11 protein-coding genes are annotated in these 13,891 nt (G+C 65.0%); 6 read left to right on the top strand and 5 right to left on the bottom strand.

Annotated elements, in window-relative coordinates; translation table 11 throughout:
* Positions 1–156 precede the first annotated feature (156 nt).
* Positions 157–1,491 (bottom strand): hemolysin family protein, encoded by a 1,335-nt coding sequence (locus MBENS4_RS08200; protein ID WP_039390022.1) that lies wholly within the window; start codon positions 1,489–1,491, stop codon positions 157–159.
* A 193-nt stretch (positions 1,492–1,684) separates the two neighbouring features.
* Here MBENS4_RS08200 and MBENS4_RS08195 point away from each other — a divergent pair, with 193 nt between their 5' ends.
* Together MBENS4_RS08195 and MBENS4_RS08190 are read left to right on the top strand one after the other, a co-directional pair.
* Positions 1,685–2,359 (top strand): OmpA family protein, encoded by a 675-nt coding sequence (locus tag MBENS4_RS08195; protein WP_039390019.1) that lies wholly within the window; start codon positions 1,685–1,687, stop codon positions 2,357–2,359.
* A gap of 651 nt (positions 2,360–3,010) precedes the next feature.
* Entirely contained in the window at positions 3,011–3,322 is a 312-nt protein-coding gene (locus MBENS4_RS08190; protein WP_039390017.1) for a hypothetical protein, read from the top strand.
* Here the strand turns inward: MBENS4_RS08190 and MBENS4_RS08185 are convergent.
* Positions 3,310–4,104 carry a 3'(2'),5'-bisphosphate nucleotidase CysQ gene (locus MBENS4_RS08185; protein ID WP_039390016.1) on the bottom strand — a complete coding sequence of 265 codons (795 nt, stop codon included), beginning with the start codon at positions 4,102–4,104 and terminating at the stop codon, positions 3,310–3,312. The genes MBENS4_RS08190 and MBENS4_RS08185 overlap by 13 nt on opposite strands.
* Positions 4,105–4,320: 216 nt before the next feature.
* Here MBENS4_RS08185 and sucC point away from each other — a divergent pair, with 216 nt between their 5' ends.
* The 4 genes from sucC to MBENS4_RS08165 all read left to right on the top strand — a co-directional run bounded on the left by sucC (position 4,321) and on the right by MBENS4_RS08165 (position 8,532).
* Entirely contained in the window at positions 4,321–5,517 is a 1,197-nt protein-coding gene (sucC, locus tag MBENS4_RS08180; protein ID WP_039390015.1) for an ADP-forming succinate--CoA ligase subunit beta, read from the top strand.
* 285 nt (positions 5,518–5,802) lie between these two features.
* Positions 5,803–6,549 (top strand): electron transfer flavoprotein subunit beta/FixA family protein, encoded by a 747-nt coding sequence (locus MBENS4_RS08175; protein ID WP_039390014.1) that lies wholly within the window; start codon positions 5,803–5,805, stop codon positions 6,547–6,549.
* Positions 6,549–7,478 (top strand): electron transfer flavoprotein subunit alpha/FixB family protein, encoded by a 930-nt coding sequence (locus tag MBENS4_RS08170; RefSeq protein WP_039390013.1) that lies wholly within the window; start codon positions 6,549–6,551, stop codon positions 7,476–7,478. The genes MBENS4_RS08175 and MBENS4_RS08170 overlap by 1 nt, the downstream gene beginning before the upstream one ends.
* A gap of 151 nt (positions 7,479–7,629) precedes the next feature.
* Positions 7,630–8,532: a TonB family protein gene (locus MBENS4_RS08165; RefSeq protein WP_039390012.1), complete on the top strand. Its 903-nt coding sequence runs from the start codon at positions 7,630–7,632 to the stop codon at positions 8,530–8,532.
* Position 8,533: 1 nt separating this feature from the next.
* Here the strand turns inward: MBENS4_RS08165 and MBENS4_RS08160 are convergent, their stop codons facing one another.
* From MBENS4_RS08160 to MBENS4_RS08150, 3 genes are all read right to left on the bottom strand, one after another.
* The gene (locus MBENS4_RS08160) at positions 8,534–9,106 is read right to left on the bottom strand and encodes a GNAT family N-acetyltransferase (RefSeq protein ID WP_242404838.1); all 573 of its coding nucleotides are present in this window, start codon (positions 9,104–9,106) and stop codon (positions 8,534–8,536) included.
* Positions 9,103–10,335: a DUF445 domain-containing protein gene (locus MBENS4_RS08155; RefSeq protein WP_039392015.1), complete on the bottom strand. Its 1,233-nt coding sequence runs from the start codon at positions 10,333–10,335 to the stop codon at positions 9,103–9,105. The genes MBENS4_RS08160 and MBENS4_RS08155 overlap by 4 nt, the downstream gene beginning before the upstream one ends.
* A 95-nt stretch (positions 10,336–10,430) precedes the next feature.
* Positions 10,431–13,871 carry an efflux RND transporter permease subunit gene (locus tag MBENS4_RS08150; protein ID WP_039390010.1) on the bottom strand — a complete coding sequence of 1,147 codons (3,441 nt, stop codon included), beginning with the start codon at positions 13,869–13,871 and terminating at the stop codon, positions 10,431–10,433.
* Positions 13,872–13,891 lie beyond the last annotated feature (20 nt).

Raw genomic sequence — 13,891 nt, 5'->3', positions numbered from 1 at the left:
AAATATCGTTTGGTTTGATGAATGTCCGTCATGGGGCGAAGCCCGAGGTACGAATCTGCCCACGCCGCCTGAATCAAGGCTAGGCATGTAAGGTGCGCTCGACAGTTTGGGGAGCCCGAGGGCGATGGCCCTCGGAAAGCTGCTTCTGGTGGCATCTCACCCCTCGCCGGTGACGCCGTCGCCTTCCGCCTCGTCGCCCTGCCGCTGGACGAGGATCTTGTCGATCTTGAGGCCGTCCATGTCGACCACCTCGAAACGCCAGCCCTGCTCGGTAAAGTGGTCGCCCTCACCCGGCACCTTCTTGAGGACGGCGAGGACATAGCCCGCCGCCGTCGCGAATTCGCGGTCTTCGGGCAGCGTCATGGCAAGTCGGTCGGCCAGCGCATCGGCCGGCATCGCGCCCGAGACGAGCATCGAGCCGTCCTCCCGGTCGATCACCAGCGGCGCGTCGCCCACGTCCTGATGGCTGGCGAAGTTGCCCACCAGCGCCTCAAGCACGTCGGTGGGTGTCACGATGCCTTCCAGGTGCCCGTATTCGTCGTGGACGAAGGCCATCGCCACGGGCGCGCTCTGGAGCTTGCGCAGCGCGTCCATGGCGTCGAGCTGGTCGGGAATGACTTCGGCGCGCGTCATCATGGTCGCGATATCGACGCGCTCGCCTGCGACCAGCGCAGCGAGGACTTCGCGCACCTTGAGGACACCAACGATAGTGTCGCGCGATTCCTCCTGCGCCACGGGCAGGAGGGAGTGCGGTGTCTCCTCGATCCGTGCGCGCAGTTCCTCCTCGGTGGCGTCGAGAACGATCCAGTCGAGCTGGTTGCGGGGTGTCATCAATTCGCGCACCGGACGGTCGGCCAGACGCATGACGCCCGCCATCATCGCGCGCTCCTCTTCCTCGATCACGCCTGAGCGGGTGGCTTCGGCAAAGATCATCTGGAGTTCCTCAGAGGTCAGCCGCTCCTGCGCGCCGCCACGGATCGCCAGAAGGCGCAGGATCAAGCCTGAGGAGCGGTCGAGCAGCCACACGAACGGCGCCATGATGCGCGCCATCCAGGCCATCGGCAGGGCCATCACGATGGCGACCGGCTCGGCCGCGCGCAGCGCGAGCTGCTTGGGGACCAGCTCCCCCGCCACCAGGCTGGCGTAAGTCGTCGCCACGATCACGAGGGCAAAGCCCACTTCGTCGGCATAGGCCGCAGGCACGCCCAGCATGGCCAGACGCTCGCCCACCGGACCGCCCAGGCTCGCGCCCGAATAGGCGCCCGCGACGATGCCGATGAGGGTGATGCCGATCTGGACGGTGGAGAGGAACTTGCCCGGGTCCTGCGCCAGCGCGATCGCGGTCCGGGCCGCCGCATTGCCCTTGTCCGCACTGACCTGCAGGCGCGGGACACGCGCCGACACGATCGCGAGCTCGGACATGGCGAAAAGGCCATTGAGCAGGATCAGCCCAACGATGACGAGAAGGTCGGTCCAGGGAAATGGCGTCACAATGGATCAGCGCTAGCAGAGTTCGACGGCGGCGCGAAGCGGTTGCGTGCCCTCGCCCTGCCAAAAATGTCTTTGGCCCCGCCTGCGGAACACCCTGACCCATTGTTCGTTGTGGGCAAGGTGGACAGGACGGATTAATGTGCACGACAGCACAGACCTCCTGCAGGCATGCGGATCTAGGAAAGGCATCGTTATGAAAAAATCGCGTTTGATCGTCAGTGCAGCGGCCGCTCTTTCGCTGGTGGGCCTCTCGGCCTGTGTCACCGATCCCAACACGGGCGAGCGCAAGGTGTCGCGCACGGCCATCGGCGGTGCCGGCGGTGCGGGCCTCGGCTACCTTCTGGGCAGCGTCATCGGCGGCAAGACCGCACGTATTGTCGGTGCAGGCATTGGCGGCGTCGCAGGCGGCGTGGTCGGCTACCAGATGGACAAGCAGATCAAGGAGCTGAAGGAAGACACCGCGGGTTCGGGCATCGACGTGACGCAGGAAGGCGACGGCATTCTCGTCAACCTGCCCGACGTGACTTTCGCCGTCGATTCGACCGCGATCAGCCCCTCGTTCCAGAGCTCGCTCGACAAGGTCGCGCAGTCGATGGTCGAGTATCCCAACAGCCTCGTCGACGTCTACGGCCACACCGATTCGACGGGCGCGGCCAGCTACAACCTCGACCTTTCCAAGCGCCGCGCCGATTCGGTCGCGCGCTACCTGATCGGCCGCGGCGTCGCATCGGCCCGTCTGCAGACCCAGGGCATGGGTGAGGACTACCCCGTCGCCGACAACACCACCGCCGAGGGCCGTGCGCTCAATCGCCGCGTGGAAATCAAGATCACCCCGGTCACGACCGAGGACGCCCGCTCGGCGAACTGATCCTCCGACATACCAGGCGTGCGCGCTCATCGCGCGCGCCTCTTCATCTTCGCCTGCGCAGGGCAAAAAAAAGGCCGGTCCATGTCGGACCGGCCGTTTTAGTTCATTTGGGAGAGGATGCCTGAAAGGCCCTTCCTCTTTAGGTGCAAGCCCGGATACGGGCAAATGACGAAACGGCGAATGTGGTTGCACAATGCGCAACAGGCACGCTTTTCAGGGCCTAAGGAATCAGGCTCCAGTTGCGCCTGACTCACCCACCATCTCTCGCTTCTTGTTATTTTTCCACCAGATTGACGCTTAACTAGCCCTTCCTCCTCCATACGGGCCGACCTCCTAGTAATCACACCTAAACTCAAATCACCATTGGTCATCCATTACGTGAAATACGAACTCAATTCATTCCTGATTTTATGAAATTTATTGAGAGAGATTATTTTGAGTATGGAGGCGAAAGTGGAAAGAGCGCAGGTTGTATTGATAGACGGCGATGTTCATCGGCGCGCGCGAATCGCATATGAGCTGACAAATCTAGCAAGTTACGTAATTCCACTTGAACATTATTCGGAGCTTACACAATATTGGCCAAGGGATGCCGTCCTGCTGGTCGAGGATTCCGGAGGCACCGTCGATTCTCTGTGCCGCCTCCTCAAGATGCACCAGAAGGACTTACCCTTCGTTGCCTTCTCGGCCGACGCGAGCCCGCAGCGCCGTTCCGCAGCGCTCCTGAAGGGTGCGGGCGCCTACCTGCCCTGGCCCTGCGGCGCCGAGGAACTGAAATCGACGCTGCTCTCTGTGGCCGCAGCGCACTCTGCCAAGGCACCGGCGACCAGCGAACCGGAGAGCGTCTTTCCCCAGCTCGCCCCGAGCGTGATCCAGCCTCAGGAAGATGCGGGTCTTCGCCAGATGCGCGAGCTGTGGCGGGCCTCGAACGAGAGCCACGCCCCCCAGGCTTACGCCGAGTAACGCGCGGCCCGGTCGGCGAGGCGGGCCACCGCCTCGCCGTGCATCGCGCTCGAACAGCACAGGACGCCGAAGGCACGCGGATCGTGCTTGTTGTAGTTGAGCGGCTTGCCGAAGGCATCGGTCACGGCCGCGCCCGCCTCGCGGGCAATCAACCCAGCGGCCGCAATGTCCCATTCGAACCCCCAGCGCAGCGTGGCCAGCAGGTCCGCCTCGTCGGCCGCGACCATCGCCATGCGCAGCGCGATCGAGTTGGGCTGCTCGATGCGCAACAGATCCGCGTCTTCGGGCGCGAGCTTGCGCGCAGGCACCCGCGCCCCCGCCAGGGCGGGACGTGCGCTCGCCGTGAGAGGGATGCCGTTGCGCGTGGCGCCCTGCCCCAGTTCACCTTTCCAGAACTCCCCGCCTTCCGCGCGCCGGCGCGCGGGCGCGTAGAGATAGCCGAAGAGCGGACGGTGGCGGTTGACCAGCGCCACGGACACAGCCCAGCCATCGCGCCCGCCGATGAAGTCGCGCGTGCCGTCGATGGGATCGACCAGCCAGACCAGGTCCTGTGCGCAGCGCGCGCCGCTGTCGAGCGTCTCCTCGCTCAGCCATCCCGCAGCGGGCAGCAGCGCGCGCAGTTCGCGTTTCAGATAGGCATCCACGGCGAGGTCGGCGGCGCTGACCGGACTGCCCGGGTCCTTTTCCCAGTGCGCAAGGACGTGTCCGTCGCCCGGCCAAGCCGCAAGCGCAATACGCCCGGCCTCGCGCACGATCGCTTCGAGACGTGCGCGGTCGATCATCGCGGGAAGCCCTCCGGCGTCGATCTATTGATATTGCTTCGCATTATGCCGAAACTCCCTCGCGATTTGCCGACAAAGTCGCCCGGATGTCCATTTCCCACGTCATGCGGAGCCTTAGAGGCCTTTTCAAGCGCGCAGGGATATGCTTAGGCGGCGTTGCAAAAATCACCATTCGCGCCCTCCTTCGAGGAAACTCCAGCAGAAAGCGACTGACCGATGAACATTCACGAATATCAGGCCAAGGAACTGCTTGCGAAGTACGGCGTGGGCATCCCCGCCGGCATCCCCGCCCTGACCGTCGAAGAAGCCGTTGCCGCCGCCAAGCAGCTCCCCGGACCGCTCTACGTCGTCAAGGCGCAGATTCACGCCGGTGGCCGCGGCAAGGGCAAGTTCAAGGAACTCGGCCCCGACGCCAAGGGCGGCGTGCGCCTCGCCAAGTCGATCGACGAGGTCGAGGAATTCGCAAAGGAAATGCTCGGCAACACCCTCGTCACCATTCAGACGGGTGATGCTGGCAAGCAGGTCAACCGCCTTTACGTGACCGACGGCGTCGACATCGCCAAGGAATACTACTTCTCGATGCTCGTTGACCGCGCCACCGGCCGCGTCGCGATGATCGCCTCGACCGAAGGCGGCATGGACATCGAGGAAGTCGCCCACTCGACTCCGGAAAAGATCACCACGATCACGATCGACCCGGCCGAAGGCTTCCAGCCCCACCACGGCCGCGCCGTCGCCTTCGGTCTCAAGCTGACCGGCGATCTCAACAAGCAGGCGCAGAAGATCGCCAAGCAGATCTATGAGGCCTTCATGGACCTCGACTGCGACATGCTCGAGATCAACCCGCTGGTGGAAAGCGCCGACGGCCAGCTGCTCGTCCTCGACACCAAGATGAGCTTCGATTCGAACGCGCTGTACCGTCACCCCGACGTGCGCGAACTGCGCGACGAGACCGAGGAAGATCCGGCCGAGATCGAAGCTTCGAAGTACGACCTTGCCTACATCAAGCTCGATGGTGACATCGGCTGCATGGTGAACGGCGCAGGGCTTGCCATGGCGACCATGGACATCATCAAGCTCAACGGCTCGTTCCCCGCCAACTTCCTCGACGTGGGCGGCGGCGCCACCACCGAAAAGGTGACCGCGGCGTTCAAGATCATTCTCGGCGATCCCAACGTGAAGGGCATCCTCGTGAACATCTTCGGCGGCATCATGAAGTGCGACGTCATTGCCGAGGGCATCGTGGCCGCGGCCAAGGAAGTGAATCTGGGCGTGCCGCTCGTGGTTCGCCTTGAAGGCACCAACGTGCAGCAGGGCAAGGACATCCTCGCCAACTCGGGTCTGCCGATCGTTCCGGCCAACGACCTGGGCGATGCGGCCAAGAAGATCGTCGCCGAAGTTCAGGCGGCCTGATCGGCGCCACAGGCACCGATACGACATGCAAAGCGGCGGGGGCCTCGGGCTCCCGCCGCTTTCTTTTTGCCCTTCGAACAGGGCCCGGCCCCGCTCTGTACGCCGGGAGCAGACCTCCTCATGCACTTCGCGGGCCAATTGCCCCGGCGCGACTAAAGCCCCTCTTGGGGCGATGGAACAATTGCGGGGGTTGACGTCTTGAGCGTGGGGCGCGATGGCATCCACCGCGCAATTTAATCGCATGGCTAAACAGCCCTGCAGCAGAGTTTGAGAGGACATATTCTCATGAAAATCCTCGTGCCCGTGAAGCGGGTGATCGACTACAATGTGAAGCCGCGGGTAAAGGCGGACGGGTCCGGCGTGGACCTTGCCAACGTGAAGATGAGCATGAACCCCTTCGACGAGATTGCCGTCGAGGAAGCGCTGCAGATCAAGGAAGCGGGCAACGCCGAAGAGGTCATCGTGGTCTCGATCGGCCCGGCCAAGGCCGCCGAAACCCTGCGCACGGGCATGGCGATGGGCGCGGACCGCGCGATCCATGTCGCCACCGACGAGGAAGTCGAGCCGCTCGCGGTCGCCAAGATCCTCAAGGCCGTGGTCGAGGAAGAGAACCCGGGCCTCGTGATCCTGGGCAAGCAGGCGATCGACGACGATTCCAACCAGACCGGCCAGATGCTCGCGGCCCTGCTCGGCCGTCCGCAGGGCACCTTCGCCTCCAAGGTGGTGGTCGAGGGCGATAGCGTGGCCGTCACCCGCGAAGTCGACGGCGGTCTCGAGACCGTCAAGCTCGCGATGCCCGCCATCGTCACCACCGACCTTCGCCTGAACGAGCCGCGCTACGCCTCGCTGCCCAACATCATGAAGGCCAAGAAGAAGCCGCTCGATGCCAAGACGCCCGCCGACTACGGCGTCGACATCGCGCCGCGCCTCAAGACGCTCAAGGTCGCCGAGCCGCCGGTGCGCAGCGCCGGCATCAAGGTCGAGAACGTCGATGCGCTTGTCGCCAAGCTCAAGGAAATGGGAGTCGCGTAATGAAGACGCTTGTTTGGGTCGAACACGACAACGCCGCCGTCAAGGACGCGACGCTCTCCACGGTCACCGCCGCTGCAAAGCTGGGTGAAGTTCACCTCATCGTTGCAGGCGCAGGCTGCGCGGCCGTCGCCGACGAAGCCGCCAAGATCGCCGGCGTCGCCAAGGTGCACCTCGCCGACGACGCGGCTTACGAGCATGGTCTCGCCGAGAACGTCGCCCCGCTCATCGTCGAGCTGATGGGCGATCACGACGCCTTCCTCGCGCCCGCCACGACCACTGGCAAGAACATCGCGCCGCGCGTCGCCGCCCTGCTCGACGTCATGCAGGTCTCGGACATCCTCTCGGTCGAGGGCGAGAAGACCTTCACCCGTCCGATCTATGCCGGCAACGCGATCGCCACGGTCGAGAGCACCGACGCCAAGCTCGTCATCACCGTGCGCGGCACCGCCTTCGAAAAGGCCGATGCCGAGAGCGGTTCGGCCAGCGTCGAGGCCGTCTCGGGCAAGGGCGATGCGGGTCTCTCCAGCTTCGTGGGCCAGGAGATCGCGACCAGCGAGCGCCCTGAGCTCACCAGCGCCAAGGTCATCGTCTCGGGCGGCCGTGCCCTCAAGGACGCGGACACCTTCGAGGCCACCATCCTGCCGCTCGCCGACAAGCTCGGCGCAGCCGTCGGTGCCAGCCGCGCGGCGGTCGATGCGGGCTATGTCCCCAACGACTACCAGGTCGGCCAGACCGGCAAGATCGTGGCTCCCGAAGTCTACATCGCGGTCGGCATCTCGGGCGCGATCCAGCACCTTGCGGGCATGAAGGACTCCAAGACCATCATCGCCATCAACAAGGACGAGGACGCCCCGATCTTCCAGGTCGCGGACATCGGTCTTGTCGCCGACCTCTACGACGCGGTGCCGGAACTTACCGGCAAGCTCTGAGGCCTCGGCCCGAAAGTTTGGAAAGCCCCCGCCAGGCTCCGGCCCGGCGGGGGCTTTTTCGTAGATCGACGCGACATTGCTTCCCCGCAAGAGTCTTGCCCCCTACCCTGCCTCATGCCAGTCTTGGTCAACTGGATAGGGGGATATCGAGATGCGCAGAACGGGTTGGGCCATCGCGGCGGTTTGTGGGCTGCTGACGGCGCAGGGCGCTCAGGCGAAGCCGGACACCTTCGTTCTGGAAGCCTCCTCGCCGTGGAACGTGGATTGGGCCGACAACGCCTGCGTCCTGCAACGCATTTACGGCGAAGGCGACGAAGGCGTCCTCCTGCGCTTCATGACCTTTACGCCTGACGCCAAGTACCAGATCCAGCTCACCGGGGGCCCGGCCAAGCTCAACCTGCCGCACCGGGACATCAAAGTCGCCTTTGCCCCCTTCCCTGCGTACGAAGCCGATGCAATTGCAGCGAAGGTCGATGACACCTACAACTCCCTCCTGTTCAGCACACAGATCGCTCTCGATCATGCCGAATTCGACCGTATGGATGCGGCCCAGCGTGCCCGCGCGCTTGCCAAGGGGAAAGAGCCCAATCCGCACTACGTGCGTCCCGTTTCCGCTGAAATCGAGCGGCTCGATATCGACCTTGGCCCGCGCACGCTCACCTTCGAAACCGGCTCTCTCGACAAGCCCCTCAACGCACTTCGTAAATGCGCGCGCGATCTGCTCAGCCGATGGGGAATTGACCCTGCTGTTCAAGACCAGGTCGAAACCACCCCCAGGCCCCTGGATATCTCGGGTATAGCTCGACAACTGGCGCAGCACTATCCACGCGATCTCGCCCGAAAAGGGGCACAGGCACGCGTTAACGTAGTCCTGACGATTGATCCGCAAGGGAAGGTGCAGGGATGCCGCGTCCCCCTCTCCCAGAACGATGCGCGTTTCGATGACCTGGTCTGCGAACGCATCGCAGGCGTGACGTTCGAACCGGCCCGTCTTGCCGATGGATCTTCCGTGACAAGCTATTGGGCGACCACCACCCTCTTCCGGATCAACTAGCTTACGACAGTCCAACCTTGGGCTGACGCTCGTAAAGGTTGAGCGCGACCGGGTCCTCGGCGTCGGGCTCCTTGCGGCCGTAGGCGACAAAGCCCAGCGCAGCGGCAAGACGCTCGGACGCAAGGTTGCCCTCCTCGATCATGCAGACCATGCGGCGCGGGCCATGGCGTTCCTCGAACCAGGCGAGGCTCGCCTCCATGACCTCGCGCGCAACGCCTTGGCCCCACCAGTCGCGCGCCACGATCCAGCCCGCCTCGGTGGCATCGTCGAACCCCTTGCCGAAGCCCCGGTTGGAGTGAAACAGGCCGCAGCTCGCGATCATCGCCTCCGATCCATGCGGGCGCACCGCGAAGAGCCCATAGCCGTGCTGGAGCCAGCTTTCGGCATGGCGGATCAGACGCTCCATGTGCTTTTCCGGGTCGGGGGGCGTGGGCGCGAGATAACGCGTCACCTCCGGATCGGCGAGCAGCGCCATGTGCGCCGCCAGATCCCCCACCCGCGGCTGCCACAATTCAAAGCGCGTGGTGGTAAGGAGGGGCGCGGTCAGCCCCTCGGGCCACGGCTCCTGGCTCACAGAAAGCGCTCCACAGTATGGATGGCAAGGCCGAAGAGGCCGCCCACCAAGGTTCCGTTGATGCGGATGAACTGGAGGTCGCGGCCGACAGCCCCCTCGATCCGGGCCGACACCGTCTGCGCGTCCCAGCGCTTCACCGTCTCGGAGACGAGCCGCACGATCTCGCTGCCGTAGCGCGCACTCACACCGACAAGCGTGCGGCGGGCAAAGCGGTTGACCATGACCTGCAGGCGCGCGTCGCCGCCGAGCGCCGCGCCCAGCTGGCCAAGCCCCTGCCCCAGCGTCGCGCCGAGCGAGCTGGAGAGCGCGGCCTCGGGGTTGCGCATGGCTTCGAGCAGGGCGGTGCGGCCCCGCTCCCACATCGCCTCTATCCAGGCGCCCAGCGCCGGATTGGCCAGCAGTTCGGCCTTGATGCGCGCCACCCGCGCCTGCATTTCGGGATCGCTGCGCAAGTCCCGCACGAGGGCCGTCAGCGCCTCGTCGACCTTGCCACGCAAGGGATGGTCGGGCTGCACGATAATTTCGGCAAGAAGGCGGTAGGTTCCGTCGAGGACCCCGTTGGCAAGGCGCTCATCAAGGCCGGTCCAGCGCATGATCGTGTTGGCGCGCGCGTGGATCATCTCGCGGATCATCGGCTCGTTGGCCTCGATCACCTCTCCCACCTTGCGCAGCATCGCCTCCAGGACAGGCAGGTGGCGCTGGTCGGCAATCGCGTTCTCGAGCATCTGGGCAAGGAGCGGCGCGGCATCGATCCGCGCGAGCTGGGACTTGAGGCCGGTCTTGACCATGCCTCCCATCTGCTCGGGGTCGAGCGATTCCAGCACATCGGCAAGGAGATTGGCCGCGCCCGCCCGGATCCTCGGATTCTCGCCCCGCGTCGGATCGCCGAGGAAACCGCCCAGGCTCGCGGCAAAGTTGAAGCCCTGCAGGCGCCGGGCGACGACCTGCGGGGTCAGGAAATTCTCGCGCAGGAAGCGCGCCATCGAATCGGCGATCCGGTCCTTGTTCTCCGGGATGATCGCGGTGTGCGGGATCGGCAGGCCCAGCGGCCGACGAAAGAGCGCGGTGACTGCAAACCAGTCCGCCATCCCACCCACCATCGCCGCCTCGGTAAAGGCGATGGCGTAGCCCAGCGGCGTGTCCCAGGCGGGAAAGAGCCCGTGCAGGCGGTGAAGCGCCAGGAACAGCGCGGCCATGGTCAGGAGGAGACCGGTCGCGAAGAGGCGCATGCGGCGCGCCCTGTCGGCCTTGTCAATACCGGCGCCAATGCCGACGCCGATCTCCCTGAATGTACTGTCCTGCGCCAAAACTACGCGCCTTTCCCTTATTCGGCGGGAAGCGCGGTCCCCCCTTGCGAACGGGCGTGCGCCTCCTCGGCATGGTGCGGCTCGAACGTCAGCAGCGTCGTGCGCAGCTTGGGTCCGATCCGCTTCTCGAAACCATCGGCAAGGCTAAAGGCTGCGGGCACAATTACCAGAGTAAGCAGGGTGGAAAGGAGGAGCCCACCGATCACCACGAGGCCCATCGGCGCGCGGAAGGCCCCGTCGCCCGAGATCGACAGCGCGGTCGGCACCATGCCCGCCGTCATTGCGACGGTGGTCATCACGATCGGCTGCGCGCGCTTGTGCCCGGCATCGATGATCGCGGTCACCTTCTCCACGCCCCGGTGCATTTCCTCGATCGCGAAATCGATGAGGAGGATCGAGTTCTTGGCGACAATGCCCAGCAGCATGAGAATGCCGATGAAGACCGGCATCGAGATCGGTTCCCCCCGGATCGCGATGGCCAGCAGGCCGCCGAGCGGCGCCAGGAGGAGCGAGGCCATGTTCACCAGCGGCGAGACGAAGCGCTTGTAGAGCAGTACCAGCACCGCGAAGACGAGGAAAATGCCGCTGATGACCGCGATGATGAAGTTGGTGATCATCTCGGCCTGCCACTGGTCCTCGCCCACCGGCGCGTTGGAGACGCCCATCGGCAGGTTCTGCATGATCGGCAACTGCTGGATCGCCTCCATCACCGTGCCCTTGATCTGCCCGGGTCCAAGGTCGGCGCCAACGAAGACGCGGCGCGCCTGGTTGTAGCGCGCGATCTCGGTCGGACCTGCGCCAAAGCGGATTTCAGCCACGCGCTTCAGGGGAACACTGCCCCCTGCGCTGGTCGTCACCGGCAGGTTCTCGATGGTCGAGAAGTCGCGGCGCGAATCCCGGTCGAGCACCACGCGGATCGGCACCTGCCGGTCCGAGAGCGAGAACTTGGCCGCGTTCTGGTCGATCTCGCCCAGGGTCGCGATTCGGATCGTCTGGCTGAGCGCAGTGGTGGTCACGCCAAGCTGGGCGGCGAGGTCGAGCCGGGGCACGATGACAAGTTCAGGGCGCTGGAGGTCGGCCGCGATACGCGGCGCGACGACGCCCGGGATCGAACGCATCTGGTCGACCAGGATCTGTGCGGTCTCGTTGAGCTGGTCGGAATCGCTGCCCGACAGCATGACCGAGATGTCGCGGCCCGACCCGAAGCCGCCCGACTGGGTGGCAAAGCTCACGCGCGCATCGGGGATGCGCTGCAGTTCGGGCGCCAGGCGGCGTTCGAACTCGATGCTGGTCGCATCGCGCTTATCGGCAGGCTTGAGCGTGATGTAGAGCGTCGCCTCACCCTCGCGCGAGGCGGCCATGACCAGCTCCACCTCGGACTGCGCCTCGATGATGTGGGTCACCTCGTCGGCCACGGCCTCGGTCTGCTCGAGCGTGGTGCCGGGCACCATCTCGATATTGACCCGGCTCGTGTCGGAGTTGTTGGCCGGCATGAACTCCTGCGGCAGGCCCAGCAGCAACGCGAAGGTCACCACCAGCGCGTAGACACCGGCGAGGAAGGCGTAGAAGCGGTGATCGCGCGTGCGCGCGGCCACGCGGTCATGCCAGTAGCGGTACCACTGGCCAAAGGTGCCCATGAGCCCCCAGACCAGTCGGAACACCTTGCCAAGCCCGAAGATCACGAGCGGGACCGCCAGCGGCGCAATCAGCGAGGGCAGGACGACCTGCGCGCTGTTGCCAAGCCCCAGCGCGGCCACGCCTGCGGCCAGCGCCTGGAACGCGGCGACGGCCCCCGCAATACCGGCAAGGAGGAGCACAAAGAGCAGCGCCACGGCCGGGAGCGCATACCAGCGGCCATGCTCCGGGCGCACCAGCGCGGCCTTGCGGCGCAGCGCCTCGCGGCTGTCGAGCGTCCAGGCGAGGATCTTCACGTAAAGGTCCATGATCCGCCCGCCGCCATGCTCGGCATGGCCATGCGACTTCAGGAAATAGGCCGCGACCATCGGCGTGATCATGCGCGCGACCGCAAGGCTGATCAGCACGGCCACGACGATGGTAAGACCGAAGGCCTTGAAGAACTGCCCCGAAATGCCCGGCATCATGCCGACGGGGAAGAACACCGCCACGATCGAGAAGGTGGTGGCGACAACCGCGAGGCCAATCTCGTCGGCCGCGTCGATCGAGGCCTGGTAGGCGCTCTTGCCCATGCGCATGTGGCGCACGATGTTCTCGATCTCGACGATGGCGTCATCGACAAGGACACCGGCCACCAGGCTCAGCGCGAGCAACGAGAGGAAGTTGAGCGTGAAGCCCATGAGATCCATGAACCAGAAGGTCGGGATCGCGGAAAGCGGGATGGCGATGGCGGCGATGAAGGTCGCGCGCCAGTCGCGCAGGAACAGGTAGACGATGACGATGGCCAGCACCGCGCCCTCCACCAGCATCTCCATCGAGCTGGTGTACTGCTCGCGGGTGTAGTCCACCTGCGAGAACAGGCGGGTGAAGTGGACCGACGGGTTGGCCTTGCGGATCGCGTCGAGCTTTTCCATCGCGCCGTCGTAGACCGCGACATCCGAGGCGCCGATGGCGCGGTCGAAGCTGAAGGTGACGACCTCGCGCCCGCGCAGCTTGGCCATGCGGTAGCGCTCGGAATAGCCGTCGTAGACCTTGGCAACATCGGAAAGCTTGACCTGGCGGCCATTGCCCAGGTTGATGCGCGTCTGCGAAAGGTCGTAGGCGCTGTCGGCATTGCCCAGCACGCGCACCGACTGGCGCGAACCGGCAATTTCCGCCTCGCCGCCCGCCGCATCGGTGTTCACCTGGCGCAGCACCGTGTTGATGTCGCGCGCGGTCACGCCAAAGGCGATCATCTTGTCGGGATCGACCACGACGCGGATCTCGCGGTCCACGCCGCCGTTGCGGCTGACCGAGGCAAGCCCCTGGACCGAAAGCAGGTTCTTGGAAACGGTATCGTCGATGAACCAGCTCAGCTGTTCGATGGTCATGTCATCGGCGCTGACCGCGAAGACTGCAAGGGTCCCCCCGCCACCCGCTTCGACCTTGGAAATCTGCGGTTCGAGAATGCCGTCAGGCAGGTCGCCGCGCACCTGATCGACCGCGTTCTTCACCTGGTTGGTGGCCACGTCCGCATCGGTGCCGATGGCAAAGCGCACGAAGGTGACCGAGCTGCCTTCCGAGGCGTTGGATTCAATCTCCTCGACCCCGCTGATCGAGCGGGCGGCGCCCTCGACGATCTGGGTGATCTGGGTCTCGATCTCGGTCGGCGCGGCGCCGGGCTGGCTGATGCGCACGACCACGCCCGGGAAATCCACATCGGGCATGTTGTTGACGTTCATGCGCCCGAACGAGACCATCCCCGCGATCATCAGGCCGATGAAGAAGACGATCGGAATGATCGGGTTGCGGATCGACCAGGCCGAGATGTTGCGAAAGTTCATGTCTGTCCCTGCCCGACGCG

Origin of the sequence: Novosphingobium sp. MBES04, assembly GCF_000813185.1 — a bacterium.
Lineage (GTDB): Bacteria > Pseudomonadota > Alphaproteobacteria > Sphingomonadales > Sphingomonadaceae > Novosphingobium > Novosphingobium decolorationis.
This window is presented reverse-complemented; position numbering and strand designations above follow the sequence as displayed.

Excerpts from the sequence above, each read along its gene's own strand:
- MBENS4_RS08195 (WP_039390019.1), top strand. The coding sequence starts at position 1,685 with ATGAAAAAATCGCGTTTGATCGTCAGTGCAGCGGCCGCTCTTTCGCTG.
- MBENS4_RS08190 (WP_039390017.1), top strand. The coding sequence starts at position 3,011 with ATGCACCAGAAGGACTTACCCTTCGTTGCCTTCTCGGCCGACGCGAGC.
- MBENS4_RS08185 (WP_039390016.1), bottom strand. The coding sequence starts at position 4,104 with ATGATCGACCGCGCACGTCTCGAAGCGATCGTGCGCGAGGCCGGGCGT.
- sucC (WP_039390015.1), top strand. The coding sequence starts at position 4,321 with ATGAACATTCACGAATATCAGGCCAAGGAACTGCTTGCGAAGTACGGC.
- MBENS4_RS08175 (WP_039390014.1), top strand. The coding sequence starts at position 5,803 with ATGAAAATCCTCGTGCCCGTGAAGCGGGTGATCGACTACAATGTGAAG.
- MBENS4_RS08170 (WP_039390013.1), top strand. The coding sequence starts at position 6,549 with ATGAAGACGCTTGTTTGGGTCGAACACGACAACGCCGCCGTCAAGGAC.
- MBENS4_RS08165 (WP_039390012.1), top strand. The coding sequence starts at position 7,630 with ATGCGCAGAACGGGTTGGGCCATCGCGGCGGTTTGTGGGCTGCTGACG.
- MBENS4_RS08155 (WP_039392015.1), bottom strand. The coding sequence starts at position 10,335 with ATGCGCCTCTTCGCGACCGGTCTCCTCCTGACCATGGCCGCGCTGTTC.
- MBENS4_RS08150 (WP_039390010.1), bottom strand. The coding sequence starts at position 13,871 with ATGAACTTTCGCAACATCTCGGCCTGGTCGATCCGCAACCCGATCATT.